At 74.7% G+C, this 25,219-nt stretch carries 21 protein-coding genes; 11 read left to right on the top strand and 10 right to left on the bottom strand.

Going from position 1 to position 25,219, the window contains the following annotated elements:
- Positions 1-83 precede the first annotated feature (83 nt).
- Positions 84-1,046: an MBL fold metallo-hydrolase gene (locus AC0VX6_RS12930; protein WP_475468853.1), complete on the bottom strand. Its 963-nt coding sequence runs from the start codon at positions 1,044-1,046 to the stop codon at positions 84-86.
- Positions 1,047-1,406: 360 nt separating this feature from the next.
- On the opposite strand from AC0VX6_RS12930, the gene AC0VX6_RS12925 reads away from it, so the two are divergent.
- Together AC0VX6_RS12925 and AC0VX6_RS12920 are read left to right on the top strand one after the other, a co-directional pair.
- The gene (locus AC0VX6_RS12925) at positions 1,407-1,940 is read left to right on the top strand and encodes a MarR family winged helix-turn-helix transcriptional regulator (protein WP_475468852.1); all 534 of its coding nucleotides are present in this window, start codon (positions 1,407-1,409) and stop codon (positions 1,938-1,940) included.
- A gap of 273 nt (positions 1,941-2,213) precedes the next feature.
- Positions 2,214-3,272 carry an aminotransferase class V-fold PLP-dependent enzyme gene (locus AC0VX6_RS12920; RefSeq protein ID WP_475468850.1) on the top strand — a complete coding sequence of 353 codons (1,059 nt, stop codon included), beginning with the start codon at positions 2,214-2,216 and terminating at the stop codon, positions 3,270-3,272.
- A gap of 218 nt (positions 3,273-3,490) precedes the next feature.
- On the opposite strand, the gene AC0VX6_RS12915 is transcribed toward AC0VX6_RS12920, so the two are convergent.
- Complete coding sequence (locus AC0VX6_RS12915; RefSeq protein ID WP_475468848.1) at positions 3,491-4,756, bottom strand: GNAT family N-acetyltransferase; 1,266 nt, start codon at positions 4,754-4,756, stop codon at positions 3,491-3,493.
- A 358-nt stretch (positions 4,757-5,114) separates the two neighbouring features.
- On the opposite strand from AC0VX6_RS12915, the gene AC0VX6_RS12910 reads away from it, so the two are divergent.
- Positions 5,115-5,576, top strand: a complete 462-nt coding sequence (locus AC0VX6_RS12910; protein ID WP_475468846.1) for a GNAT family N-acetyltransferase — start codon at positions 5,115-5,117, stop codon at positions 5,574-5,576.
- Positions 5,577-5,645: 69 nt separating this feature from the next.
- Here the strand turns inward: AC0VX6_RS12910 and AC0VX6_RS12905 are convergent, their stop codons facing one another.
- Positions 5,646-7,253, bottom strand: coding sequence for an ABC-F family ATP-binding cassette domain-containing protein (locus tag AC0VX6_RS12905; protein ID WP_475468844.1), 1,608 nt, complete (start codon positions 7,251-7,253; stop codon positions 5,646-5,648).
- Between the two features lie 718 nt (positions 7,254-7,971).
- Entirely contained in the window at positions 7,972-9,240 is a 1,269-nt protein-coding gene (locus tag AC0VX6_RS12900; protein WP_475468842.1) for a GNAT family N-acetyltransferase, read from the bottom strand.
- A 307-nt stretch (positions 9,241-9,547) separates the two neighbouring features.
- Between AC0VX6_RS12900 and AC0VX6_RS12895 the strand changes: the two genes are divergently transcribed.
- Positions 9,548-10,564, top strand: a complete 1,017-nt coding sequence (locus AC0VX6_RS12895; RefSeq protein ID WP_475469327.1) for an N-acetylglucosamine kinase — start codon at positions 9,548-9,550, stop codon at positions 10,562-10,564.
- A 436-nt stretch (positions 10,565-11,000) separates the two neighbouring features.
- The gene (locus AC0VX6_RS12890) at positions 11,001-11,852 is read left to right on the top strand and encodes a siderophore-interacting protein (RefSeq protein ID WP_274977760.1); all 852 of its coding nucleotides are present in this window, start codon (positions 11,001-11,003) and stop codon (positions 11,850-11,852) included.
- A gap of 170 nt (positions 11,853-12,022) precedes the next feature.
- Here the strand turns inward: AC0VX6_RS12890 and AC0VX6_RS12885 are convergent, their stop codons facing one another.
- On the bottom strand, positions 12,023-13,381 hold the full coding sequence (locus AC0VX6_RS12885) for a dihydrolipoyl dehydrogenase family protein (RefSeq protein WP_475468840.1): 1,359 nt from the start codon (positions 13,379-13,381) through the stop codon (positions 12,023-12,025).
- A gap of 299 nt (positions 13,382-13,680) precedes the next feature.
- Between AC0VX6_RS12885 and AC0VX6_RS12880 the strand changes: the two genes are divergently transcribed.
- Positions 13,681-14,313 (top strand): trimeric intracellular cation channel family protein, encoded by a 633-nt coding sequence (locus AC0VX6_RS12880; RefSeq protein WP_248770255.1) that lies wholly within the window; start codon positions 13,681-13,683, stop codon positions 14,311-14,313.
- Here the strand turns inward: AC0VX6_RS12880 and AC0VX6_RS12875 are convergent.
- A complete protein-coding gene (locus tag AC0VX6_RS12875) occupies positions 14,268-15,278 on the bottom strand; it encodes a LysR family transcriptional regulator (protein ID WP_475468839.1) in 1,011 nt (336 codons plus the stop codon). The genes AC0VX6_RS12880 and AC0VX6_RS12875 overlap by 46 nt on opposite strands.
- A gap of 101 nt (positions 15,279-15,379) precedes the next feature.
- Between AC0VX6_RS12875 and AC0VX6_RS12870 the strand changes: the two genes are divergently transcribed.
- The 3 genes from AC0VX6_RS12870 to AC0VX6_RS12860 all read left to right on the top strand — a co-directional run bounded on the left by AC0VX6_RS12870 (position 15,380) and on the right by AC0VX6_RS12860 (position 17,824).
- The gene (locus tag AC0VX6_RS12870) at positions 15,380-16,303 is read left to right on the top strand and encodes a serine/threonine dehydratase (protein ID WP_475468837.1); all 924 of its coding nucleotides are present in this window, start codon (positions 15,380-15,382) and stop codon (positions 16,301-16,303) included.
- Positions 16,304-16,452: 149 nt separating this feature from the next.
- On the top strand, positions 16,453-17,124 hold the full coding sequence (locus tag AC0VX6_RS12865) for a lysophospholipid acyltransferase family protein (RefSeq protein WP_274977756.1): 672 nt from the start codon (positions 16,453-16,455) through the stop codon (positions 17,122-17,124).
- Between the two features lie 205 nt (positions 17,125-17,329).
- On the top strand, positions 17,330-17,824 hold the full coding sequence (locus AC0VX6_RS12860; protein ID WP_274977755.1) for a metallophosphoesterase family protein: 495 nt from the start codon (positions 17,330-17,332) through the stop codon (positions 17,822-17,824).
- A 139-nt stretch (positions 17,825-17,963) separates the two neighbouring features.
- On the opposite strand, the gene AC0VX6_RS12855 is transcribed toward AC0VX6_RS12860, so the two are convergent.
- The gene (locus AC0VX6_RS12855; RefSeq protein WP_274977754.1) at positions 17,964-19,010 is read right to left on the bottom strand and encodes a sodium:calcium antiporter; all 1,047 of its coding nucleotides are present in this window, start codon (positions 19,008-19,010) and stop codon (positions 17,964-17,966) included.
- 241 nt (positions 19,011-19,251) lie between these two features.
- Between AC0VX6_RS12855 and AC0VX6_RS12850 the strand changes: the two genes are divergently transcribed.
- Positions 19,252-20,157: a manganese catalase gene (locus tag AC0VX6_RS12850; RefSeq protein WP_274977753.1), complete on the top strand. Its 906-nt coding sequence runs from the start codon at positions 19,252-19,254 to the stop codon at positions 20,155-20,157.
- Between the two features lie 280 nt (positions 20,158-20,437).
- On the top strand, positions 20,438-21,214 hold the full coding sequence (locus AC0VX6_RS12845) for a YqjF family protein (protein WP_274977752.1): 777 nt from the start codon (positions 20,438-20,440) through the stop codon (positions 21,212-21,214).
- Between the two features lie 321 nt (positions 21,215-21,535).
- Here AC0VX6_RS12845 and AC0VX6_RS12840 read toward each other — a convergent pair whose 3' ends face one another.
- The 3 genes from AC0VX6_RS12840 to AC0VX6_RS12830 are packed head-to-tail and all read right to left on the bottom strand — an operon-like array spanning position 21,536 to position 25,121.
- A complete protein-coding gene (locus AC0VX6_RS12840) occupies positions 21,536-23,629 on the bottom strand; it encodes a xanthine dehydrogenase family protein molybdopterin-binding subunit (RefSeq protein ID WP_475468834.1) in 2,094 nt (697 codons plus the stop codon).
- Complete coding sequence (locus AC0VX6_RS12835) at positions 23,626-24,621, bottom strand: FAD binding domain-containing protein (RefSeq protein ID WP_475468832.1); 996 nt, start codon at positions 24,619-24,621, stop codon at positions 23,626-23,628. Before AC0VX6_RS12835 ends, AC0VX6_RS12840 begins: the two co-directional genes overlap by 4 nt.
- Entirely contained in the window at positions 24,618-25,121 is a 504-nt protein-coding gene (locus tag AC0VX6_RS12830; RefSeq protein ID WP_475468830.1) for a 2Fe-2S iron-sulfur cluster-binding protein, read from the bottom strand. Before AC0VX6_RS12830 ends, AC0VX6_RS12835 begins: the two co-directional genes overlap by 4 nt.
- Positions 25,122-25,219 lie beyond the last annotated feature (98 nt).

The following is a 25,219-nucleotide window of genomic DNA, read 5'->3' as shown; positions in this document are numbered from 1 at the left end:
GGCTCCGTTCGGCGTGGACGCCCCGTACGGGCGTGGAAGGGATCGGGAGTCGGCGGGCGGGGCGGCGGGTCGGCCGCGGCGGGTCAGCCCTGGAGCTGGTCCCAGACCTCGCGGTCGCGCTCGGCGGTCCAGATGACCGGGCGCTCGATGCCGGAGAACTCGTCCCACAGGCGGGAGACGTCGAAGGGCAGGCAGTGCTCGAAGATGGGCCAGTGGCCGTAGTCGCCGACGAGGGCGGCGTGGGTGGCCTCGAAGGCCTCCTTGAGGGTGCCGCCGCGTCCGTGGACGGCGCCGACCTCGCGGATCATGACGTCGAGGAAGCCGCGGGTCTGCTCGATGGCGGCGTCGACCTCCTCGCGGCCGCGGCTGACCGCGCCGCGTCCGCCGACGAGCATCTCGGCCTCCAGGGACTTGACGCCGTCCAGGGTGGCCCCGGCCCAGTCGCGGTGGAAGGCGTCGCCGGTGTAGAGGGCGGCCTGGGCCTCGACGAGGTCCCCGGCGAAGAGGATCTTCTGCTTGGGCAGCCAGGCGACGATGTCGCCCTCGGTGTGGCCGCGGCCGAAGTACTGGAGGACCAGCTCGCCGCGGTCGCCGCCCAGGTCGATGGTGGTGCGGTCGGCGAAGGTCTGGGTGGGCCAGGTCAGCCCGGGCACGGAGTCGGCGTCCTTGGCCAGGCGCGGCATGCGGGCGAACTCGCTGGCCCAGTCCTCCTTGCCGCGCTCGCGGATGAGTTCGTGGGTCTTCTCGTGGGTCAGGATGATCTCGGCGTCGAAGGCGCTGGCGCCCAGGACGCGGACCGCGTGGTAGTGCGAGAGCACCAGGTAGCGGATCGGCTTGTCGGTGTGCTCGCGCAGCTTGGCGAGCCACTCCCCCGCGGCGGCGGGCGTGGCCAGGGCCTCGAAGGCCACGAGGAAGTCCTCGCCCTCGATGGCGCCCACGTTCGGGTCGCCCTCGGCGGTGAGGGCGTAGACGCCGTCGGCCAGGACCTCCAGGGTCTGCTCCTTGGCCTCGGTGTCGGCGGATGAGGCGAACGGCTTGGCTGCCATGGTCGGGGCCCTTCACTCGCTCCGGACGGCTGCCGCCGCCCAATTGATCAAAGGTTTGATGATCCTGACCATAACGTGCTCCGCGCCACAGGACCAAGAGGCCCGGAGCCCACTACTGAGTGATACAGATCACATGATACGACGGGGTCGGTTATGCCCGCCGACCTCCCACCTGGCGGTTCGCGCCCGCGGTCGCGGCGGGGGGTACGCGGTGCCGCGGCGGCTCCGACCGGTGCCGACGCGTACGCCGGGCCGCCCGCTGTGCGCCGGAACCGGGGACGGCCGTCCGCCGACCGGCGCGGACGCGCGGGGCCGGACTCGACCGGTCCCGGCGGGAGATCAGGCACTAGGCTGACCGACGTGACCCACGACACCGCCCCCGAACTCACCTTCTGGTCCTTCGTGGACTACGCGGTGCGGAAGGCCGAGCAGGAACTGCCCTCCGTGAACGCCGACGCCATGCGGATGGTCCTGACCCTCAACCGGGCGACGAGCATGGTCATCTACGACCTGGAGTCGTCCGTGCACCGCCCGCGCGGTCTCACCTGGCCCGGGTTCCGGGTGATCTTCGCGCTGTGGCTGGCCGGTCCCATGGAGGCCAAGACCACCGCCGAGATCTCGGGAATGAGCCGGGCCGCGCTGTCCGCGCTGCTCAACACCCTCGAACGCGACGGGCTCATCGTGCGCGAGCGCGCCGCCCACGACCGGCGCGCCCTCCAGCTCAGCCTCACCGAGGCCGGGTACCGGGCGATCCTCGGCGGTTTCCGGGCGCACAACCGGCGCGAGAGCGCCTGGGCCGAGGCGCTGGAACCCGACGAGCGCCAGGAACTCGTGCGCCTGCTCAACAAGCTCATGGCGGGCTCCACCGAGGCCGAGGCCAAGTTCCGTATCTGAGATCCGAGGTCGCCGGGGGCTGGAAGAGGGGCCGCACGGTCCGCTCCGACCACTCCGAGCGCCGTCCGGCGCGGAAGACGGTCCGCGCCCCTCCGTTCGGCTGCTCCGGCGGCGCGAAGAGCAGTCCGCCCCCGGGACCCTCCCCCGGCGGGAGGCGGTCCGCCTTCGGGCACGGAGGGCGGCCCGAAGGTTCGGCCCACGCCGCGAAATGCAGTCCTTTCCCGGCCGGAATGGACCTTGAGCGGCCCCCGCCGCGCTGTGAGCATCAGGGGCATGGACGAAGCCGGACGGGCCCGCCTGCGGGCCGCGCAGCAGGAGTTCGCTGCCGAGAACACCTACCTCAACACCGCCACGCACGGCCTGACGCCCCGGCGGGCGCTGCGGGCCCTGGACCAGCACACCCGCGACGTGGCCGCGGGCCGGTTCCAGCCGGGCGCGGCCGACGCGGGCATCGAGCGCGCCCGCTCCGCCTACGCGCGCCTGAACGGGTTGTCCCCCGCTGATGTGGCCATCGGCAGCCACGCCTCACAGTTCGTGGGCACCGTCGCCGCCAGCCTGGCCCCGGGCGCGCGGGTGCTGACGGCGGCCGACGAGTTCAGCTCGGTCGTCCACCCCTTCATGGCCAGGGCGGACGCGGGGATCAGCGTGCGCGAGGTGCCCCTGGCCGACCTGGCCTCGCGGGTGGGCCCGGACACCGACCTGGTGGCGGTCTCGGCCGTGCAGTCCGCCGACGGCGCGATCGCCCCCGTGGAGGACCTGATCGCGGCCTGCGCCGACCACGGGGCGCGGCTGCTGCTGGACACCACCCAGGCCGCCGGGTGGCTGCCGCTGCCCGTGGACCGGGTCGACTACACGGTGTGCGCCACGTACAAGTGGCTGCTGGGCCCGCGCGGTTCGGCACTGCTCACCGGCACCGAGGAGGCGCTGGCCGAACTCTCCCCGCTCGCCGCGAACTGGTACGGGGCGCACGAGCCCTGGAAGTCGCTCTACGGCGGCCCGCTGCGGCTGGCCGAGGGCGCGCGGCGCCTGGACCTGGCGCCGGTGTGGGGGGCGTGGGTCGGGCTGGAGGAGACCCTGTCCCTGGTGGAGGAGGTGGGGGTGGAGGTCGTCCGCGAGCACGACGCGGCCCTGGGCGACCGCTTCCGCGAGGCCATGGACATGGAGCCCGCCGGGTCGGCGATCGTGTCGGTCCCGGTGCCCGAGGGAGCGGTGGAGCGGGTGGCCGAGGCGGGGATCGTCACGGCGGCCCGCAACGGGCGGATGCGCGCGGCGTTCCACCTTTACAACGACGAGTCCGACGTGGACCGGCTGGTCAAGGCGCTCAAGGGCTGAGGTGCTGAACGGCTGAGGACGCGGGTGCGGCCCCGCCGGTGGGCGGGGCCGGGCCGCTGGCGTTCGGCGCCTCCGGTTCCCAACGCGGTCCGGAGGCGTCACCGGCGCACGGCTCTGGCCTCCACCGCCGCCGGAACGCGGAGGTCAAGGCCGTTACCGGTGCACGGGTGCCGGGCCCCGGCGCACCGGCGCTCCGGGAGACCGGCGGCCCGCGGGGATCAGAAGATCAGACCGCAGAAGGGCGCGCGGGAGCGGCGCAGGGCCGCGTCCAGGCGCTCCACCGTTCCCGGGGTGTGCTCGGTGATCAGGCCCGCGCGCAGGTAGCCGTCCAGGGTGGTCTGGCCCAGGTGGGCGGCGCCCAGGTGCGACACGTCCAGGCTGACGTCGGGGGCGGCGTCGGTGGCCTCCACGCGGGCGCCGCCGGTGTCGGCCTTGACGTGCCAGCGTCCGGCGTTCCAGGGGGCGAACCGGTCAGCGACCTCCAGGACCGCCTCCACCGGCGCGGTGTAGGAGCGCTCGGACAGGGCCCCGGGCACGTCCACCAGCCGCACCCACAGGGAGGTGTAGAGCGTGGGCGCCGCCCGGCCGCTGTCCACGAGCAGGCGGTGCAGCGGGTCGTCCACGGCCAGGAAGTCGAAGGTGATCTCGGTGACCAGGTCGCGGTTGAACAGGTGCTCGTACAGGGCGGTCCAGGCGGCCGGGGTCGTGGCGGTGATCTCCTTGACGTACACCTCTCCGCGCGAGCCGTCGCGCTCCCACCTGTTGCGGGTGCGGTAGAGCGCGTAGCCGAGCGGTCCGTCGGGGCCGCTGACCACAGCGGCCCGCAGCGGACCGCGGCCCTCGCGGAACTGGACCTGGTCGCGCAGAGCCCGGTCCCACCAGTGGGCGGCGCGCTGGAACTGGCCGACCTGGACGGCGGCGACCTCGCGGTGGACGCGCTCCAGGTCCGGGCGCACCTGCCCGGGGTCGGCCAGGCGGACCCGCAGAGCGGGGTCGCGGGGCGCGTCGGCGCGCAGGCGGGCGTGGGGCTGGCGGACGGCGGTCTCCATCTCGGTGACCGCCGGGCCGTAGCCGAACCGGCCGTAGATGGCGCCTTCGGAGGCCCACAGCGCGGCGTAGTGTTCTCCGCGCGCGTGGATGTCGGCGAGCTGGCGGCGCATGAGCGCGCTGAGCACTCCGCGGCGGCGGTACGTGGGCCACACGCCCACGCCGGTCACCCCGGCCACCGGGCGCGGGCCGCCGGGCAGGGCCATCTCGAAGGCGAAGTCGTTGACCGCGCCCACGATCTCGTCCCCGTCCACGGCGACCAAAACCCGGTCGTAGCCCTCGGCGTCCAGGAGGGGGCGCAGGAAGGGCTCGCGGTCCTCGGGCGGGTCCGAGGACAGCAGCGCCTCACCGACGACGCGCATCACCTCGGCGTACTCGTCGCGGTCGGTTCCCCGTACGGTCCATTCGGTCGGGGTGACGTCCCCTCCGGCGTTCACGTGTGCGTTCCTCCACTCTTCGAACCGGGAACCGGCGCACTCGCGGCGAGGGCGGGACGGGCCCGGGTTCCACTTCATGTTCAGGGCGATACTGGCATGTTCCGGACATATGGCCCAGACCCGGGCTCCAGTCCCGGGGAGCGTGCCCGTGGCTTCCGGCGCGGGGCGCACGGCGCACAGGGCCCGGAGGGCCAGAGCCACAACGTACGGACTCCACCGGAGGGCGTGCCACTCCTTTTCGCAGTGCGGGGCGGGTCCGATGACGTCCGTGCGGGCGCGGGGACGCGTTCCTCGTGGGTTCCCGACGCCTCCGGTGCGTGCACTGGTGGCCGACCGCGGCCGGTACTACGGTGCTGCCATGCTGTTGCGCTCCGCCCGCCCCGGGGACGGCCCGGGCATCGCCGCCCTGATCGGCCGCGCCTCACCGCACCTGGACAAGAAGGGCTACCCGGCCTCGCTGCTGCCCGAGGACATGGTGGTGCTCGTCGCGGAGGCGGACGGCGCGGTGGTGGGGTGGGTGGAGGGCGTGCTGGACGGCGTCTACGAGGGGTCGGGGAGCCCGGCACCGCCGCCGCACGGGTACGTGCTGGCGGTGGTGGTGGACCCGGGGTGGAGACGGCTCGGGGTCGGCAGGGGCCTGTTGGAGGGGTTCGTGGACCGGGCCCGCGCGGCCGGGGTCGAGTGGGTGTTCCTGCTGCCCGAGGAGGGCGAGGGCGCCGAGGGCAGGGTGGAGTTCTTCCTCCGGTGCGGGTTCACGCCCGTGCACGACCCCGACAGGGAGTGGCCCGCCATGGGGCGGTGGACCCGCGACGCCGGGTAGCCCGGAGCGGAGACGGCAGGAGCGCCGCCGGTGCCCGCCGGGTTCCTCCCCGGCGGGCACCGGTCGGCATCAGTCCCCCAGTTCGGCGCGCTGGCGCAGGCCTCCCTCCCGGTCGATCTCCAGGACGGTGTCGATCCCGAGCCTGCGCAGGAACCCGTGGTCGTGGCTGACGACCAGGAGCGCGCCGCGGTAGGCGTCGAGGGCCTCGGCGAGCTGCTCGACGCTGGAGGTGTCGAGGTTGTTCGTCGGCTCGTCCAGGACGAGCAGCTGCGCGGGCGGCTCCGCCAGGAGCAGCGTGGCGAGGCAGACGCGGAACCGCTCGCCGCCGGAGAGCGTGGCGACGGGGCGGTCGACGCCGTCCCCGCGCAGCAGCAGGCGGGCGAGCTGGTTGCGGACCTCGCCCGGCGGCGTGCCGGGGGCGACCGCCCGCACGTTCTCCAGCGCGCTCGCGGCGTCGTCCAGGCCGTCCAGGCGCTGGGGCAGGTAGCCCACCCGGGCGGTGAGGAGCGTGCCGTGCGCGCGGCCGGGGGCCGGGGAGCCGCCGTGGACGAGCTGCTGGAGCAGGGTCGACTTACCGGCTCCGTTGGGGCCGACCAGGGCGACGCGTTCGGGCCCCTGGACCACGACGGTGCGGCCCCGGGCGTGGAACTCGGCCAGGCGGCGTCCGCGCGGCACGTCCGGATCGGGCAGTGTGAGGCGGATGTGCTCGTCCTCGCGTACGCGCGCGTCGGCGGCGTCGACCGCGGCCTGCGCGGCCTGGACCTTGTCGTCGAGGGTCGAGCGCATCGCCCCGGCCGAGGCCTGCGCCTTGCTGGCCCGGTTTCCCGCGAGGATCTTGGGGATGCCGCCGTCCTTCTGCGTCTTCCTGGCCGTGCGCTCGCGGCGGGCGAGCTTGGTCTCGGCCTCCACGCGCTGGCGCTTCTCGACCTTGAGGGCCTGCTGGGCGGACCGGGCCGCCTGGACGGCGGCGGCCTGCTCCTGTTCGAGGTGCTCCTTCCAGGCGCTGTAGGGGCCGCCGAACACGTCCAGGCTCCCGGCGTGGAGTTCGGCGGTGCTGTCCATGTGTTCGAGCAGTTCGAGGTCGTGGCTGACGACGACGAGGGTGCCGGGCCAGGTGTCGACGAACGCGGCGAGCCTGGCCCGGGTGGGCCGGTCGAGGTTGTTGGTGGGCTCGTCGAGCAGGGTGATCGGGGTGCGACGCAGGCGCATGCCGGTGACGGCGATGAGGACCGCCTCACCGCCGGAGACCTGCGCGACGCGGCGGTCGAGGTCGGCGGCGGTGAACCCGATCTCGTGCAGGGCCTCGTCGGCGCGCGCCTCGATGTCCCAGTCGTCGCCGACCGCGTCGAAGTGGCGTTCGTCGGCGTCGCCCGCCTCGATCGCGCGGAGCGCGGCGAGGGTGGCGTCGATGCCGAGCAGTTCGGCGACCGTCGCGTCCGTTCCCAGGGTCAGGTTCTGCGGGAGGTAGCCGACGTCGCCGACCGCGTCGACGCGCCCCGATGTGGGGCGCAGGAGACCGGCGATCAGGCGCAGCAGGGTGGACTTGCCCGCGCCGTTGCGGCCGACGAGTCCGGTGCGCCCGGTCGTGAGGGTGCCGCTCACGCGGTCGATGGCGACCGTGCCGTCCGGCCAGGCGAAGGTGAGGTCGGTGAGTGTGACGGCGGACTTGGTGGACATGCTGGGAGCTCTCCTCGTGCCCGGCGGCGGGCGACCAGCGTGGTCGGGCCGCGGGGCGGGGTCGTTGGCGGGGGAACACGCGAACGCCGACGGGGCTGTGCCGGGCGGGTGCGTGTTCGAGCCGTGGCGGGCCGCGGGAGCGGGCGGATCGGCGTCACCGCGCGTACGGGGACGAGGCGGGAGTCCTTGACGACTTCCCGGGCCGTCGCCACGCGCAGGCGGAAGAGGTGCCGATCGTCTGCGCTCCCGGATGCGGGGCGGACGTCACCGCGCGCACGGGGGCGCGATCGGTGGTCGGCGTCAGAACGCGCCGGAACGGACCGGGTCGGGGAGCGGGCCACGACGCCGCTGGGCGTACGCGGACAGAGCGCCCCCGACGAGGTCGAGGTCGTTCACCGGGGCGCGGTACGCGCCCTCGCGGGTGAAGGCCACCGGCGGTTCGGTGGCTAGAGTCTGTCGACCTCGATGAGCTCCATGGCCGTCATGCTACCAGCGGGCCCTGGGAACGCATCGGGGTCCTTGGGGTGCCTGTGGCCACTGGGGCTCCCGAGGGCCATTGGGAACCCCTGAGACCACTGGGGCTCCCTGGGACCGCTGAGGCCCCGGGCCCCCGCCGTATGGAGCTGACCGATGCCCGCGTGACAGCGGACGCAGGGGACCGTGTGCCCCGCGCACCATGGGCGGAGGCGCGAGGCCGGGCCCTCAGAAGGCCGGTTCCTCAGAAGTCGGTGCCGCAGAAGGGCGCGCGCGGCGCGTGCAGGGCGGTGTCCAGGCGGGCAGCAGCGCCGGGGGTGTGCTCGGTGAGCAGTCCCGCGTCCGCGAAGGCGCTCAGCGTGCGTCTGCCGAGGTAGGCCGCGCCCAGGTGGGAGGCGTCCAGGGCGAGGTCGGGGGCGGCCTCGGTCGGGCTCACGCGGGCGCCGCCGGTGTCCGCCTCCAGGCGCCAGCGCCCGGCGTTCCAGGGGGCGTAGCGGTCGGCGACCTCCAGCACCGTGTCCACCGGGGCGGCGTAGGGGCGGTCGGACAGGGCGCCGGGCAGGTCCACCAGGCGCACCCACAGGGCGTCGAAGTCCCGCCGGACCAGGCGCCGGGGGTCGGCCAGCAGGACGGTGAGGGGGTCGTCCTCGGGCAGTTTCTCGAAGACCGCCTCGCTGGTCAGGTCGCGGTCCAGGAGGTGTTCGTAGAGGGCGACCCGGGCGGCGGTGGAGACGGAGGCCAGCTCGCGCACCACCACCCGCCCCGAGGGAAGACCGTCCTCCCAGCGGTTGACGACGCGGTACAGCGCGTAGCCGCAGGGTCCGTCGGGGCCGCGCGCCAGGGCCGCGCGCAGTCGTCCGGGCCCGCCGGCCTCCTTGTCCTGGAGCATCAGGCTCCACCAGTGCTCGTCGCGGGCGAGCTGGCCCGCCCGTTGGGGCAGCGCCTCGCGGTACACCCGCTCCACCTCCTGGCGGACCTCGGCGGCCTCGGCCAGTTCGAGGGTGAGGGAGGGGTCCCGGGGCGCGTCGGGGCGCAGGCGGGCGTGGGCGCGCTGGAGGGTCGCGTTGGTCTCGCGGAAGGCCAGGCCGTAGCCGAAGCGGGCGTAGATGCCGCCCTCGGAGGCCCACAACGTGGAGAGTTTCTCGCCCCGGTCCCGGACGTCGGCGAGCTGGCGGCGCATGAGAGCGCTGAGGACGCCGCGGCGGCGATAGGTGGGCCACACTCCCACGCCGGTCACCCCGGCCACCGGGCGGGGCCCGCCGGGCATGGTCATCTCGAAACCGTTGGACAGGGCGGTGCCGACGACGCGGTCGCCGTCCACGGCGAGCAGGGTGCGGTCGTGCTCGGTGGTGGGGTGGTCGCGTTCGTTGTCCAGGATCTCCCGGGCGGAGAGGTTGAGGGCCTCGCAGAAGACCCTGACGGCCTCGGGGTGGTCCTTTTCCGTACCCTCGCGCACGGTCCACGCGGGGGCGTCGTCGCGGCGGGAGGGGTCGTGCTGTGGCGCTCCTGTCATGGCACCGAGCCTCTCAGCCGCCGTGGGGAGGACGCCAGTGGATTTCCCGGCGCGCCGCCCGCCTCCTCCGCGTCCGCATCGCGGGCGCCCGCTCCCCTGTGCGCGGCCGCTGCGGCGGACGGCCTCCTGCGCGTGCGCGGCGCGGACCCGGTCGCCGGGGCGAGGTGGACCGGACGAGGCGGACCGGCCGCCGTGACGAGTAATACGCGGTGCCACGGGGCACCTCTCCCCTGTGACACGTACGATCTCCTCTTCTTCCCGTGCCCGATCCGACCAGTCGGGCGACCGGCGCGGACTCGTCCTGGGGGTGGACGCCGGGGGCACCGCCACCCGGGCGCTGGTGGCCACCCTTTCCGGAGAGCGGCTGGGCGAGGCCCGGGCCGGGGGCGCCAACCCCAACGCCCACGGCGCGGAGCGGGCCGCCGAGCGGCTGGCCGAGGCGGTGTCGGGTGCGCTCGACGCGGCCGGGCCGCGGGCGCGCGGGGCCGTGGCCTTCGGCGTGGTCGGCCTGGCGGGGGTGACCGCGCTGCGCGACGACGAGGTGCGCGCGTGCCTGGAGCGGGCCCTGGCCGGAGCGGGACTGGCTCCGGAGAACACGGCGTTCACCGGCGACGACGAGGTGGCCTTCGCCTCGGGCACACCGGGGCCCGACGGAACGGTGCTGATCGCGGGGACCGGGGCGATCGCCACCCGGGTCGAGGAGCGCAGGCGGACCCGTTCCGCGGACGGCATGGGGTGGCTGATCGGCGACGAGGGGTCGGGGTTCTGGATCGGGCACCAGGCGGCACGGGAGACGGCGCGGCAGCTGTCCCGGGGCGGGGAACTGAGTCCGCTGGCGCGCGCGGTGGCCAAGCGGGTCATTCCGGGCCAGCGCCCCTCGGGAGGGGAGGAACACCTGCCCGAGGAGCACGCCCGCAACTTCGCCCGGCTCCTGACCACGGCCGCCCCGGTCACGCTGGCCGCGCTGGCCCCCCTGGTCAGCGATGCCCATGCGCAGGGCGATCCGGCAGCCGAGGTGATCGTGGAGGCCGCCGCGGGTCACCTGGCGCACTCGGTGCACCAGGTGCGCTCTCCCGGGGAGAGCCTGCCGGTGGTGCTGGCGGGCGGGGTGCTCTCGCGGTCCGAACCGGTGCGCACGGCGCTCACCCGCAAGCTGGCGCTGTGCGCGGCGGGGGCTCAGGTCGCCACGGCAGGGTGCACGGCGGGCGCGGCGGCCTGGCTGGCGGCCCTGCGGGCGGGGGCTCCCGAGGACGACCGGCGACTGCACGCGGTGTTCACCCTGGCCGACCGCGCCCCGGGCAAGGACCGCCCCGACGCCGCCTGAGGGCGCACGCCCGCACTGCGCCGTGACAGCGGGGTCGCCCACGGTGATCTCGCTACCGGCGTCGCTGTCGGTGTCGGCGGTGGCCCTGGCAGCGGGATCGCCCCCGGCGGGCGCGATCCCGCTCGGCGCGGTCGACCGCCCGCAGCGAAAACGGGCCCGGGGTCGCAGGCGCGGGCTCCGGGCCCGATCCGACCGCCCCGCACGCGCGAGCCGGTCCCGTAAGCGGGCGGGAGGCGCTCCCCACCGCGACCACTCCGCACGCGCGAGCCGGTCCCGCCCCGGGGCGGGCTGCCGCAGCCGCCCGACGGGGCGCGACGTGATGCTGGTTCCTGATTCGGGTTCCACCAGGGCGTAGGTTTTGCCCTGGTGCGTCACTGTGCCTTACGGTAAGTCCCACTTAGGTTTACCTAACTCACCCCGGAAGAAAGAGGGCGCCGTGGCACAGCGGCAGGGACGGGCCAGGACCGTCCACACCGGAAGGGTCGAGGCGGTCGAGCAGATCACCCCGCACATGGTCAGGGTCGTCCTGGGCGGGGAGGGCCTGGACGCGTTCTCCACCGACGGGCACACCGACAGCTACGTCAAGCTGCTCTTCCCGCCGCCCGCGCCCGGCGACACCGAACCCTTCGACCTGGAGCGCGTGCGCGCCGAACGCCCCCGCGAGGAGTGGCCGGTCACCCGTACCTACACCGTGCGCGACTGGGACGCCGAGGCCCGGCGGCTCACCCTCGACTTCGTCCACCACGGCGGCACCGGGCTGGCCGGGGTGTGGGCGGCCGGCGCCAGGCCGGGCGACCGGCTGCGCCTGATGGGCCCCGGCGGCGCCTACTCCCCCGACACCGGCGCCGACTGGCACCTGCTGGCCGGGGACGAGAGCGCCCTGCCCGCCATCGCCGCCGCCGTGCAGGCGCTGGCCCCGGACGCCGCCGCCCACGTGTTCGTCGAGGTCGGCGGCCCGGAGGACGAGCTGAAGCTGGAGGGCGGCTCGGGCGTCCACGTGCACTGGCTGCACCGGGGGGACGAGGCCGTGGGCTCGGTCCTGGTCCCCGCCGTGCGCGCCCTCGACTTCCCCGCGGGACGCGTCCACGCGTTCGTGCACGGCGAGGCCGCCTTCGTCCGCGACCTGCGCCGTCTGCTGCGCGTCGAGCACGGCCTGCCCAAGGAGCAACTGTCGGTGTCGGGCTACTGGCGCCTGGGCCGCGACGAGGACGGCTGGCAGTCGAGCAAGGCCGAGTGGAACCGCGGTGTGGAGGCCGAGGAGGAGGCCGCCCTGGCGGGGAGGGCCTGACCTCCCCGCCGGGCGCGCCCGCGCCCCGATGCGTTCCGCCTCCGGAGAGGTCGGCGCCTCGGACACCGGCCGCCCCCGCCCTCTCCCCCGGGGCGTCCGCGTGCCGGGGCATCAGGGGCGCGGAGGCCGGGCGGCGTCCGGCCGCCCCGCCGGACGCCGGTGCCGCCGCCTCACATCTTCAGGTTCTCCAGGGCGATGAGGTAGGCCTCGTTGTACGTGGGGAACTGCGGGATCGAGTCGAGCAGCGCCGCGACCGGCAGGCCGGTGCGGATCGCCAGCGCCGCGGTGTGGATCCACTCCGAGGCCATCGGGGAGAACGCCCACGCGCCCACCAGCACCCCCCGGCGGCGGTCGGCGACCAGGCCCAGGGTGCCGCGCGGGTCGGTGTCGTAGGTCCAGGGCCGGGCCAGGGTCTGGGGCAGGTCGGCCTCGGCGGTGGCCGTGTCGATCCCCTGTTCCCGCGCCTCGGCCTCGGTCAGCCCCACCCCGGCGATCTCGGGGTAGGAGAAGACCACGCGCGGCACGCCGGTGTAGTCGGCGGCCCGGTCGGTGCCCAGGATGTTGTCGGCGACCACGCGCCCCTGGTACTTGGCCACGTGCGTGAACAGGGCCCGGCCGGTGGCGTCGCCGACACCCCACAGCCCGGGCGCCGCGCGGCAGCGCTCGTCCACGCGCAGACCGGAGTGGTCCAGCTCCACCCCGAGCTCCTCCAGCCCCAGGCCGCCGCCGCGCGGGCGGCGGCCGGTGGCGAGCACGACCACGTCCGCCTCCACGTGTTCGCCGTTGTCCAGGGTCGCGCGGATGCCGTCGCCGTCCCGGGACACCGCGGAGACCTGGGTGTTCAGGTGCACGGTGACGCCGTCGCGGTCGAACTGGTCGCTGATCAGCTCGCACAAGCGGGGTTCCTCGCGGTTCACCAGGCGCGGGCCGCGCTGGACCAGGGTGACCTGGGAGCCCATCCGGGCCAGGAACTGGCCCAGCTCCACCCCCACGGCGCTGCCGCCGACCACGACGGCCCGGCCGGGCACGTCGGTGAGGGTGGTGGCCTCGCGGTTGGTCCACACCACGGAGGGGTCCAGGTCGTCCAGCCCCTCGATCGGCGGGCGCACCGCCTCCGAGCCGGTGGCCACGACGACGTGGTCGGCGGTGACCTCGGTGTCGCCCACCGCCACCCGCCACGGGTCGCGGCCGATGACGCGCCCCTCGCCGCGCAGGACCAGGGCGCCCTGGTCCCGGTACCCCTGGACCTGCGCGGAGTCGTCCAGGTGGCGGATCATCTGGTCCCGGTAGTCGCGCAGCTCCGGCCAGCGCAGGTCCGGCCGGGAGACACCGGCGGCGCCGTCGGCCTCCTGGCGCACCTCCGGCGGGCGCAGCAGCACCTTGGTGGGGATGCAGGCCCAGTAGCCGCACTCGCCGCCGATGAGTTCGCGCTCGACCACCGCCACGCGCTTGCCGGCGGCGAGCAGCCTGCCCGCGACGGTCTCACCGCCCGGCCCCATTCCGATGACGATCGCGTCCATGTGTTGCATGTGTCCTCGTTCCGCCAGGGTCCCGGTCACCCCCGATGGTGTCGCCTGCCCGTGTTCCGGGGAAGTCCCGACACGCCGTCATTCTCCGGGTTCGCGCGGCCCGGTCCGGGCCGGGGGGACGGTGCCCTGGTCGCGGCCGTGCGCGCCGCGGTCCGGGCCGCCCCGGGCGGCGGAACGACCCGGTGCGGCGCGTCACAGCGCCCGCGCGCGTCACACCCGTCCCGGACGTGGTGGAATGGCCGATCGGCCCTTTGGGCGCCGCCCTGTCCGAAAGGAACCGCCGTCCCCGGCGCACGCGCATGTCCACGCAGACCCTGATCCTCGTCCTGGACCTCGTCGGCATCCTCGCCTTCGCCGTCGACGGTGCGCTGACCGGTATCCGCACCGCGCGCCTGGACATCGTCGGCGTCCTGGCCCTGGGCGTGGTGACCGCCCTGGGCGGCGGCGTCATCCGCGACTTGCTGCTCGGCGTGACCCCCGCGACCTTCCAGGACTGGCGTTACATCTGCACGGCGCTGCTGGGCGCGACCGCCGCGTTCTTCCTCAGCAGGCAGCTCACCCACCTGAACCGGCCCATCCTCGTCTTCGACGCGGCCGGGCTGAGCCTGTTCGCGGTGATCGGGGCGACCAAGGCCCTGGAGCTGGGTTTCGGTCCGCTCCAGGCCACCCTGCTCGGCGTCGTCACCGGGGTGGGCGGCGGCACGATCCGCGACGTCCTGCTGAACCGGGTGCCGACGGTGCTGAGCGCCAACTCTCGCCTGTACGCCGTCCCCGCCCTGCTGGGCGCGGGCTTGGTCGCCGTCGCGTACTGGGCGGGCCTGACCTGGGGCTGGATCGCCGTGGTGGGGGCGGTGCTGTGCTTCACCGTGCGGCTGCTGGCGCTGCTCTACCGCTGGAACGCGCCCAGCCCGCCGGGTTCCCCTCCGCTGTGAGAACCGCCGGGGCCCTGTCCATCCGCTCCCCCGCCCGCGTCCGGCCCGCCCGCGTTCCCGGCTCCGCCGAGCACGCGGGAGGCGACGCCGCGCAGGAGTTCGACCATCGCCGGGACGGGCTCGGGCGGGCGGCGCCGGTGGACGGCGTAGATCTCGCGGGCCAGACGGGTGCCGCGCAGCGGGCGGCTGACCCAGCCGCCACGGCGGTCCGAGCGCAGGATGCTCAGCGGGACCAGGGCCACCCCCACCCCGGCCTCGACCAGGGCCAGGGCCACCTCGTAGTCGCGGGTCTCGTAGGCCACGTTCAGGCGCACCCCGGCGGCAGCGGCGGCGGTGTCCAGGCTGATCCGGTTGTAGATGCCCGGGGCCCCGCAGATCCACTCCTCGCCCGCCAGGTCGGCCAGCGCCACCTCGCGGTCGGCCAGGGCGTGGCCCTCGGGCACGACCACCAGCAGCGGGTCCACCAGAACGCGTTCGCGGTGCAGGCCCCCGGCGCGCGGCAGGGGCACGCCCGGGTAGCGGTGGGTCAGGAGCAGGTCCAGGTCGCCGGAGGCGACCAGGCCGTACCCGCCCGGGGGCTCGATGTCGGACAGCGACAGCCGCACCTGGGGGTGCTGGCGCCCGAAGGCGGCCAGGGTCGCGGGCAGCAGGACCTTGCCCGCGCTGGCGAAGGCCCCCAGGGACAGGCGGTCGGGGGACTCGCCCGCCACGGCGCGCACGGCGGCCTCGGCGTCGCGCAGCTCCCCCAGCACCCGCTCGCCGTGTTCGAGCAGGACCCGGCCCGCCTCGGTGAGGGTGGCCCCGGTGCGGCCGCGTTCGACCAGGGTGCAGCCGACCTCGCGCTCCAGCTTGGTGAGCTGCTGGGACAGGGCGGGCGGGGTGAAGGACAGGCGCTCGGCGGCCGCGGCGATCGACCCCGCGTGCGCGATCTCCACGAGCACCCGCACCCGGTTGGCGTCCAGCACGGCGAGCCTCCTTCCACACAAAGTCAGGTACAAAGTTTCGCTTAACGATCTTTAGCAGACCCAACTTTAAGTTAATGGCCGGTACGGGCACAGTGGGCTGTATGAGCACCACGACCGCGCACGCCGCGCCCACGGCCACCGACGTCCGTGCCGCCGCCGAACGCATCGCCCCCTACGCCCGCCGCACCCCGGTCATACACGCCGAGGTGGACGGGCGTCCGCTGACGCTCAAGCTGGAGCACCTCCAGCTCACCGGGGCGTTCAAGCTGCGCGGTGCCCTCAACGCCCTGCTGGGCGGGGAGGACACCGACCGGGTGATCACCGCCTCCGGCGGCAACCACGGCCTGGGGGTGGCCACCGCCGCCCGCCTGCTGGGCGTGCGCGCGACGGTCTACGTCCCCGAGTCGATCCCCGAGGCCAAGGCGGCGCCGCTGGCCGCCACCGGCGCCGAGATCGTCAGGGTGGGAGAGCACTACGCGGTGGCCGCCGAGGCGGCCCGCACCCGCGCCGAGGCCGAGGGGGTGCGCTACCTGCACGCCTTCGACGACGCCCTCGTCGTGGCCGGTCAGGGCACGATCGGACTGGAGATCGCCGCCGACGCGCCCGAGTGCGACACCATCGCCGTCGCGGTGGGCGGCGGCGGACTGGCGGCCGGGGTGCGCCTGGGCGCGGAGGGGCGCGAGGTCGTGGGCGCCGAACCCGAGGGCTGCGCGAGCATGCACGCCGCGATGGCCGCCGGGCACCCCGTGCAGACTCCCGTGGACTCGGTGGCCTCCTCCGCGCTGGGCGCGGCCACCCTGGGACGGGTCCCCTTCGAGGTGCTGAGCGCCCACCCGGTGACCCGGGCCCTGGTGAGCGACGCCGAGATCCTGCGGGCCCAGGACCGGCTCTGGGAGGAGTTCCGCATCGCCACCGAACCGGCCGCGGCCGTGCCCTTCGCCGCCTGGCTGGCGGGGCGCGTCCCCGGCGAGCGGCCGTGCCTGGTGGTGTGCGGGGCCAACGCCGAGTGGCGCCGCGTCGCCTGACCCCGTGGGGAATCCGCACGTCACGGGCCTGTTCCGCCCGCCCTCCGACCATGGTGACCTGGGACACTCTCCTCGTGGCCGACCCGTTGTTACCCACGGGTCGGCCTTACATTGGACTCCGTCAACCGACCATTGGTGAGGGAGAACACGTGTTCTACGGTGCGTTGCGGCAGACGGTATCGGTACTCGCCCGTACCCTGTGCCGTCCGACCGTCGAGGGCCGTGAGAACGTCCCCGCCGACGGAGCGGTCCTGCTGGCCAGCAACCACCTGTCCTTCATCGACAGCGTGATCATCCCGCTGTCGGTCACCCAGCGCCGGGTGCGGTTCCTGGCCAAGTCCGACTACTTCGAGGGGACCGGCGTCAAGGGGCGCGTCACCAAGACCGTGTTCTCCTCCCTGGGCGCCATGCCGGTGCAGCGCCGCGACGCGCGCGGGGCCATGCTGTCCCTGGAGATGATGCTGGAGCGCCTGAACGAGGGCGAGGCCTGCGTGATCTACCCCGAGGGCACCCGCTCGCGGGACGGACGCCTGTACCGGGGGCGCACCGGCGTGGCCCATCTGGCGATGGAGTCCAAGGCCCCGGTCGTACCGGTGGCGGTGGCGGGGACCCAGGGCGTGCAGCCGGTCGGTGCGTCCATGCCGCGCCCGCACCCCTACAGCATCCGCTTCGGCGAACCGCTGGACTTCTCCACCGGCTACGACCACCTCGCCCCGGGCAAGGCGCGCCGGGAGATCACCGACCGGATCATGGACTCCATCCACGCACTGTCGGGCCAGGAGCGGGCCAAGGGGTACAACTCCCTCGGCGCCGACGAGTGACCCGCGCGCGGGTCCGCGACACGTGGTCCCGACCCGCGCGCCGGAGCACGCCCGGCCCCCGCGGCGCTCCGGCGATGAAGCCTCACCGGCCGACCCGCGCACCGGAGCGTGACCGGTCCCCGCCACGCCCCTGCGAGGCCTCCTCCCCAGCCGACCCGCGCGTGGAGGCACGCGACCGACACCCGCGTCGCCTACGCTTGCGCGCATGCGCGTACTGATCGTGTCCGACACCCACATCCCGCGCCGCGCCCGTGACCTGCCCGAACAGGTCTGGCGCGAGGTCGACCGGGCCGACGCGGTGATCCACGCCGGGGACTGGTGCGACCTGGCCAGCGTGGAACGCCTCGACGCGCGGGCCGCACTCCTGGTCGGCGTCCACGGCAACAACGACGGCGCCGACCTGCGCGCGCGGCTGCCCGAGGTCGCCCGCGCAACGCTCGGCGGGGTGCGCTTCGCGGTCGTGCACGAGACCGGCGACGCGCGCGGGCGCGAGAAGCGCTGCCAGGAGCGCTTCCCCGACTGCGACGTGCTGGTGTTCGGGCACTCCCACATCCCCTGGGACACCACGGCCCCTTCCGGTCTGCGCCTGCTCAACCCGGGCTCCCCCACCGACCGGCGGCGCCAGCCCCACCACACGTACATGACGCTGGCGGCCGAGGACGGACGCCTGGACGGGGTCCGACTGCACCGGGTGGGCTGAAAGGGGACCCCGGGGCCCGCGCCGCAGGAGCCGCCCCGTTCAGAAGCGACACCGTTCAGAAGGCGCCCCGCGCCACCGGCGTCGGAGGGCGTCCCGCTCGGAGCGAAGCCCGGGGCCCGCCCCGGGGGCGCGGTCGGCGTCAGAACGTGAGCACGCTGACGATCCCCAGGTAGAGCACGATCAGCAGCACGCCCTCGAAGCCGATCCGGCCCCACCCCTTCGCCTGGCGGATGATGAGCCCGGCGAGCAGGACCACGGTCATCAGCAGCGCGCCGACGGTGAGGAAGAGTTCGTCGGCCGTGGCCGCGTGGTACAGCGAACCCCCGCGGTAGAAGGCGTCACCCACCGCCACGTTGAGCGCGTCCAGGCTGTTGCCGCCGATGATGGCGGACACCGCCAGGGTCATCGCGCCCCGCCGGACCGCGGCGACCGCCGCGACCGTCTCGGGGATGGCGTTCACCGCGCCCATGGCCACCGCTCCGACCAGTCCGGCGCTGAGCCCGGTGGACTCCACGATCACGCCCGCCGCCTCGGCGAGCGCCCACCCGCCCACGGCCACCACGACGCCCACCACGAGGAAGCGCGCCCACAGCACGCCCGTGCCGGTACCGTCCTCCTCGTCGGTGCCGTCGTCGTCGGGGACGTCCACCACGGTCTCCCGGGTTCGCACGGCCCGCCACATGGGCTGCTCGTTCTCCTGCCTGATCAGCCAGAGCCCGCCCATGTAGAAGGCGATCATCCCGAGCGAGGCCGGGTGCACCCCCAGGAACGTCACGTCCGGGCCGAGGGCGGTGAGCACGACCACGGACAGCAGTCCGATGAGCAGGCAGCAGAAGAGCAGGTTCGCCGACGAGGCGGCGGCGTGCTCCAGGTTGGCGCGCCGGTAGAAGAAGTCGGCCACCGCCAGAGCCAGCGTCTGCGCGGCGATGCCCCCGACCGCGTTGCTGTAGGCCAGCCCGGGCTGGTCCCCGGCGGCGCTGACCGCGGTCATCACGATCCCCGACAGGGACGTGGCCAGTCCGAAGAAGACCGCGCCGAAGACCGCCTCACCCCAGCCGGTGCGGTCGGCCAGGACGTCGCCGAGGGAGGTCATCCGAACACTGGCCACCACGGTCACCGCGGCCACCAGGACGAAGATCGCGACGCTCCACCCCAGGGACCAGGGGGGAGATAACGCCTCCAGCATGTCCACCTCTTCCTTCTGCTGTGCTTCCGGACCGCATCTACCCCCTCCCTGCACGACAAACCCGGGCGGACACGGGCGGGCCGCCGGCGGGAGGGGCGTCGGCCGAGCGGCCGGGAACGGCAGGCGCGGCTACACGGAAAGGCCAAATCCCCTCCAACCACCGTTAGCGACCGGAGGCCCCGGGTAGCCGGAGTCGGAATCACGCAGTGCGACGGCCACATCCCCCAGTGACGAGGTGGACATGTTCCGGCACACCAAACACCTTCAGTTCGAGGCCAAGCCCGAGGCTCCCGACGCGCTCTACGCGGCCAAGCTCCAGGAGCTCATCGGCGGCGCCTACGGCGAGATGACCGTCACCATGCAGTACCTGTTCCAGGGGTGGAACTGCCGCGTCGAGGGCAAGTACAAGGACCTGATCATGGACGTGGCCACCGAGGAGATCGGCCACGTCGAGATGCTCGCCACGATGGTGGCGCGCCTGCTGGAGGGCGCTCCGGCCACCACGGTGGCCAAGGCCGTCAAGGACCCGGCCGTGGCCGCGGTCGTGGGCGGGATGAATCCGCAACAGGCCATCGTCGCCGGTGGCGGCGCCGTACCGGCCGACTCCGGCGGCACCCCCTGGAACGGCAAGTACATCGTGGCCAGCGGCAACCTGCTGGCCGACTTCCGAGCCAACGCCGCGGCCGAGGCCCAGGGCAGGCTCCAGACCGCGCGCCTGTACAACATGACCGACGACCCCGGCGTCAAGGCCATGCTCCAGTTCAACCTGGCCCGCGACACCGTGCACCAGAACATGTGGCTGGCCGCGATCGAGGAGCTCCAGGAGGACGGCATGGAGGGCGAGATCGCGCCCGACGCGCTCTTCGACGAGGAGAACCAGGAGCACGCCAACACGATCTGGGGCCTGTCGGACGGCACGGCGGCCGCCAACGGCGGCTGGTCGCACCGGCCCGCCCCGGACGGCCGCCACGAGCTGCGCTACCTCGACCAGCCCCAGCCGCTCGGCGGCCCGGCCTCCGCGCCGCCCCCGGACCCGGCGCTGTACGGGACCGACGGCGGCCCCAGCGGTGAGGGCTCGGTCAAGGGCCCGTCCAAGGCCACCAAGGGCGAGGGGTTCGTGGACAAGCTCAAGGACTCCCTGGAGTGACCGGAACCGGCTCTGCCGTCCGCCCGTCCCGCTCCGCGCGGGGCGGGCGGACCCGTGTTCGGGGGTGCCCGCGGTGAGGGGCCGCCTCGCGGGGGCGGAACGGCCCCGGGCGCGAGGGGATCGGGTTCCGGCCGCACTGGCGCGGTTTCGGCTCCTCGGTTCCGACGGCTACCGAAGGACCGCAGTCCGCAGACGGGGCCGCGTCCCGGCGCGGATGGCACAGGCGTAGGCTCGGCCACGACACGGGCGCGGTCCACGCCCCGGCGGAGCGGGAGGTCCGGTGCGGAAGAAGCCAGCGCGCGCGGACCGGCGGCGGCTGCCGCCCCTGGACCCGGACCCGCCGCCCCTGCCGGGGCCCGCGCCGTTCCACCAGGGCTGGTACGACGTCCTCTTCGCGCACTGGGCCGTCCCTCCCGAACGCGTGGCGCCGCTGCTGCCCGAACACACCCGGCCCGACGTGCTGGGCGGGACCACCTACGTCGGGTTCGTGGCCTTCCGCGTGCCCTTCACCACGGCCGCCGGGATCCCCGTGGGCGGGTTCGGCGAGGTCAACGTGCGCCTGTACTCGGTGGACGGGTACGGCCGCCGGGGCGTGGTCTTCCTGTCCATGGACGCCGACTCCGCGCACAACGTCCTGGCCGCCAGAGCCCTGGTCGGCGTGCCGTACATGTGGTCGGACGTGTCCCTGTACGCGGGCGGCGACGGCGTGCGCGCGGGCGCGGTGCGCCGCCGCCTTCCCCTGGGCGGGGCCCGGGGGCGGTGGCGGGCGACCGTGGGCGAGCGGGTGGAGCGCGAGTCCCGGCTGGAGCGGTTCGTGACCGCGCGCTGGGGCCTGCACACGCGACGCGCGGGACGCACGTGGTGGATCGGGGTGGACCATCCGCGCTGGCCGCTGTTCCGCGCGCACTCCTGGGCCTATGAGGGCGACCTGCTCCGGGCGGCGGGTGTGCGCGTGGACGACCCGGAACCGGTGTCGGTGCTGTGGTCGCCCGGCGTGGACACCGGTGTGCGCCCCTCGCCGCTGCCCGCTCCCCGGACGGGGCCGCTCCCCCCGTAGCGTTCCCCGCCCGCCGGGGGCGGGCCCTGCGGCTGGCCCCTCCGACGGTCGGCACCCACCGCGCCGAGGGGCCGCGGCCACCGTCGTCGGGATCGGCGGGCCCGGCACGGACGGCCTCGCCGGGTACCCGTTCGGCCCGGTCGCTCCCCTGCGGGCCTTGGCCACGGACGAGGCGCGAAGGGCTCTCGCCCGCCGCGTCCGCGAGCCGGAGGAGGACGACGCGGACGGACTCCTCCCGTGAACCGCGCCTCCCGCCCCTGGCGGCCCTGCCGGGGCGTGCCCGGTTGCGGTGCGCCCGCGCGGGCGCACCGCAACCGGCCGTCAGCGCAGGAGCTTGTCCGCCGTGACCGGCAGGTCGCGCACCCTGATCCCCGTGGCGTGGTGGACGGCGTTGGCCACCGCCGCGGCGGTGCCGACGATGCCGATCTCACCGGCGCCCCGCGAGCCCATGGGGGTGGCGCGGGGGTCCTCCTCGTCCAGCCACTCCGCCCGCAGGTCGCCCACGTCGGCGTTGGTGGGGACGTGGTACTCGGCGAAGTCGCCGTTGGCGATGTGGCCGTACCTCGGGTCCCGGAAGCTCTCCTCGTGCAGCGCCATCGACAGGCCCATGACCATCCCGCCGAGGAACTGCGAGCGCGCAGTGCGCGGGTTGACCACCCGGCCGATGGAGAACAGGCCGTACATGCGCGGCACCCGGACCTCGCCCGTGTCCGCGTTCACCCGCGCCTCGGCGAAGTGCGCCCCGAAGGAGTAGACCGAGTACGACTCGTCCACGGTGTCCTCCGCCCCGCTGCCCTCGGCCTCCGCGCCCGGGGCCGGGGAGTCCCCGTGCCGGTCGCGGAAGGCGCGGGCGGCGGTCACGATGGCCGTCCCCCAGGAGCTGGTTCCGCTGGAGCCGCCCGCGACCGAGGCCGACGGGAAGGCGGTGTCGCCGATGCGCAGCCGGATGTCGGAGGCGGGCAGGCCCAGCGCGTCGGCGGCGATCTGGGTGAGCGCGGTCCAGGCCCCGGTGCCGATGTCCACCGCGCCGATGGAGACCTCGTAACGGCCGTCCCGGCCGTAGCGGACGCGGGCCACCGAGCCGGGGTTGAACAGGTGCGGGTAGCTCGCCGAGGCCACGCCGGTGCCCACCAGCCAGTCCCCCTCCCGGCGGACGCCGGGGCGGGGGTCGCGTCCGTGCCAGCCGAAGCGCTCGGCGCCCTCGCGCAGGCACCGCACCAGGCGCCGGTCCGACCACGGGGAGCCGCTCTGGGGGTCGGTCCCGGGTTCGTTGCGCACGCGCAGCTCGATCGGGTCGACGCCGCAGGCCTGGGCGAGTTCGTCCATGGCGGCCTCGGCGGCGTACATGCCCGGCGCCTCGCCGGGGGCGCGCATCCAGAAGTTGACCGGCACGTCCAGGGGCGCGATCCGGTGGGTGGTGCGGCGGTTGGGCGCGGCGTACATCCACCGCGAGCACATCGCGCTGTTCTCGGTGAACTCCTTGATCCTGGCGGTCTGCTCCACGGAGTCGTGGACGACCGCGGACAGGCGCCCGTCGCGGTCGGCGCCCAGGCGCAGGCGCTGGATGGTGGGCGTGCGGTAGCCCACCAGGCAGAACATCTGCTGGCGGGTCAGCGCGAACTTGACCGGCCGCCCGGGCAGGGCGCGGGCGGCCATCGCGGCCAGGACGTCGTGCGCGTGCGCCTCGCCCTTGGAGCCGAAACCGCCGCCCACGTGGGGCGCGACCACCCGGACACGTTCGGGGTCGAGCCCGAACACCCCGGCCACGGAGGCGCGGACCACGTGCACGCCCTGGGTGGAGTCGTAGAGGGTGAGGTGGCCGGTGTCCTCCTCCCACAGGGCCGTGGTGGTGTGCGGCTCCATGGGGTTGTTGTGCTCGGTGGGCGTGCTGTAGGTCTGGTCGACCACGATTTCGGCGGCGGCCAGGGCCGCGTCGGGGTCGCCCTGCTCGGTGTCGGAGGCGGGGCCCTCGTCGTCCTCGCCCACGGGCCGGTAGAGGCCGCGGTGGTCGGCGGTGAGCACCACGTCGTGCGCGGAGCGCTCGTAGTCCACCTTCACGAGTCCGGCCGCCTGGCGGGCGGTCTCGGGGGTGTCGGCCACGACCGCGGCGACGAACTGGCCGTGGAAGGACACCTCGTGGGACTGGAGCACCGCGAACTCGCGGTCCTCGGTGTCGGCGAGGCGTTCGGCGTTGTCCGGGGTCAGGACGGCGCGCACCCCGGACAGCGCCTCGGCGGCGGAGGCGTCGACCGCGGTGACGCGCCCGCGTGCGACGGTGGACAGCACCGGGTGCAGGTACAGGGGGTCGGTGAGCGGGTGCTCGTAGGCGTAGGGCGCCCGACCGGTGACCTTGTCGGCGCCCTCCAGACGGGTCAGCGGGCGGCCCATGGCCCGCGCGTCCAGCGTCCCGGTCATCGTGCCTCCTCCTCTGCGGTCAGGCCGCGCAGGGTCGCGGTCAGGGTGTTGACGGCCATGGGGACCTTGAAGGCGTTGTCCGGGCCGGTGGCGGCGTCGGCGAGTTCGGCGCGGGCGGCCTCGCGGAAGGCCTCCTCGGTGGCCGGTCCCCCGCGCAGCGCCTCCTCGGCGCGGCCGGCCCGCCAGGGCGCGTGCGCCAGGCCGCCGAAGGCCACGCGCACGTCCTCGACGGTGCCGTCCACCACGCGCAGCGCCGCGGCCACCGACACCACGGCGAAGGCGTAGGAGGCGCGGTCGCGCACCTTGCGGTAGGCGGAGCGGGCGGCCAGGGGCAGGCGGGGCAGGTCGACGGCGGTGATGAGGTCGCCGTGTTCCAGGACGGTGTCGCGCTGGGGTTCGTCCCCCGGTAGGCGGTGCAGGCCGGGCATGTCCACGGTGCGCTCCCCGGCGGGTCCCAGCACGTGGACCCGGGCGCCCAGGGCGGTCAGGGCGACCGCCATGTCGGAGGGGTGGGTGGCCACGCAGTGCTCGGAGGCGCCCAGGACGGCGTTGTAGCGGCCGTAGCCCTCGATCGCCGAGCAGCCCGTGCCGGGTTCGCGCTTGTTGCAGGGCATGGCGGTGTTCTGGAAGTACACGCACCGGGTGCGCTGGAGGAGGTTGCCGCCCGTGGTGGCGGCGTTGCGGAGCTGGCCGGAGGCGCCCGCCAGCAGGGCCTGGGAGAGCACGGGGTAGTCGCGGCGGACGCCGGGGTGGGCGGCCAGGTCGCTGTTGGGCACGGCGGCGCCCACGCGCAGGCCGCCGTCGGGCAGTTCCTCGATCCGGTGGCTGAGCAGGTCGCGCACGTCCACGAGGGAGGTGGGCTCGGCGATGCCGAGCTTCATGTGGTCGACCAGGTTGGTGCCCCCGCCGATGTAGGAGGCCCCGGGGTCGCCCGCGACCGCGGTGACGGCCTCGTCGGCCCCGGCGGGGCGGGTGTAGTGGAAGGGTTTCACTGCGCGGCCTCCCGGATCGCGGCGACGATGTTGACGTAGGCGCCGCAGCGGCACAGGTTGCCGCTCATGCGCTCGCGGATCTCGTCGTCGTCGAGGTCGACCGGCGCCTGGAGGTCCTCGGTGACGTGGCTGGGCCAGTCGGCGGCGGCCTCCTCCAGCATGCCCACGGCCGAGCAGACCTGACCGGGCGTGCAGTAGCCGCACTGGAAGCCGTCGTTCTCGACGAAGGCGCGGGCGACGGGGTGCAGCTGTCCCTCCCCGGCGAGTCCGGCGGCGGTGGTGACGCTGGCGCCGTCGTGCGCGACCGCGAAGGTCAGGCAGGACACGACGCGGCGGCCCTCCAGCAGGACCGTGCAGGACCCGCACTGGCCGTGGTCGCAGCCCTTCTTGGGCGAGGTGACGCCCAGCCGGTCGCGTAGCGCGTCCAGCAGGGTGGTGCGTGTGTCGACGGTCAGCTCGCGTTTCTCCCCGTCGACGTGCAGTGTGATCGTGGCCTCCACCGGCAGTGCCCTTCCTCGTGTGTGGGTCGGTGTCCTGCGCGCCGCCGTCCACGCGGCCCGCCCGGCGCACCGCGCCAGGGACTCGTCACAGTCTGTGC

It is taken from the genome of Nocardiopsis sp. iso_25, from assembly GCF_056173305.1.
Note: the sequence above shows the minus strand (reverse complement) of the source record. Positions and strands in the feature narration are given on the sequence as shown.

What these genes read in the sequence shown, in the direction of transcription:
- AC0VX6_RS12930 (WP_475468853.1), bottom strand. Translation starts at nt 1,046, where the DNA reads ATGGCAGCCAAGCCGTTCGCCTCATCCGCCGACACCGAGGCCAAGGAG.
- AC0VX6_RS12920 (WP_475468850.1), top strand. Translation starts at nt 2,214, where the DNA reads ATGGACGAAGCCGGACGGGCCCGCCTGCGGGCCGCGCAGCAGGAGTTC.
- AC0VX6_RS12910 (WP_475468846.1), top strand. Translation starts at nt 5,115, where the DNA reads ATGCTGTTGCGCTCCGCCCGCCCCGGGGACGGCCCGGGCATCGCCGCC.
- AC0VX6_RS12905 (WP_475468844.1), bottom strand. Translation starts at nt 7,253, where the DNA reads ATGTCCACCAAGTCCGCCGTCACACTCACCGACCTCACCTTCGCCTGG.
- AC0VX6_RS12900 (WP_475468842.1), bottom strand. Translation starts at nt 9,240, where the DNA reads ATGACAGGAGCGCCACAGCACGACCCCTCCCGCCGCGACGACGCCCCC.
- AC0VX6_RS12885 (WP_475468840.1), bottom strand. Translation starts at nt 13,381, where the DNA reads ATGCAACACATGGACGCGATCGTCATCGGAATGGGGCCGGGCGGTGAG.
- AC0VX6_RS12880 (WP_248770255.1), top strand. Translation starts at nt 13,681, where the DNA reads ATGTCCACGCAGACCCTGATCCTCGTCCTGGACCTCGTCGGCATCCTC.
- AC0VX6_RS12870 (WP_475468837.1), top strand. Translation starts at nt 15,380, where the DNA reads ATGAGCACCACGACCGCGCACGCCGCGCCCACGGCCACCGACGTCCGT.
- AC0VX6_RS12860 (WP_274977755.1), top strand. Translation starts at nt 17,330, where the DNA reads ATGCGCGTACTGATCGTGTCCGACACCCACATCCCGCGCCGCGCCCGT.
- AC0VX6_RS12855 (WP_274977754.1), bottom strand. Translation starts at nt 19,010, where the DNA reads ATGCTGGAGGCGTTATCTCCCCCCTGGTCCCTGGGGTGGAGCGTCGCG.
- AC0VX6_RS12850 (WP_274977753.1), top strand. Translation starts at nt 19,252, where the DNA reads ATGTTCCGGCACACCAAACACCTTCAGTTCGAGGCCAAGCCCGAGGCT.
- AC0VX6_RS12840 (WP_475468834.1), bottom strand. Translation starts at nt 23,629, where the DNA reads ATGACCGGGACGCTGGACGCGCGGGCCATGGGCCGCCCGCTGACCCGT.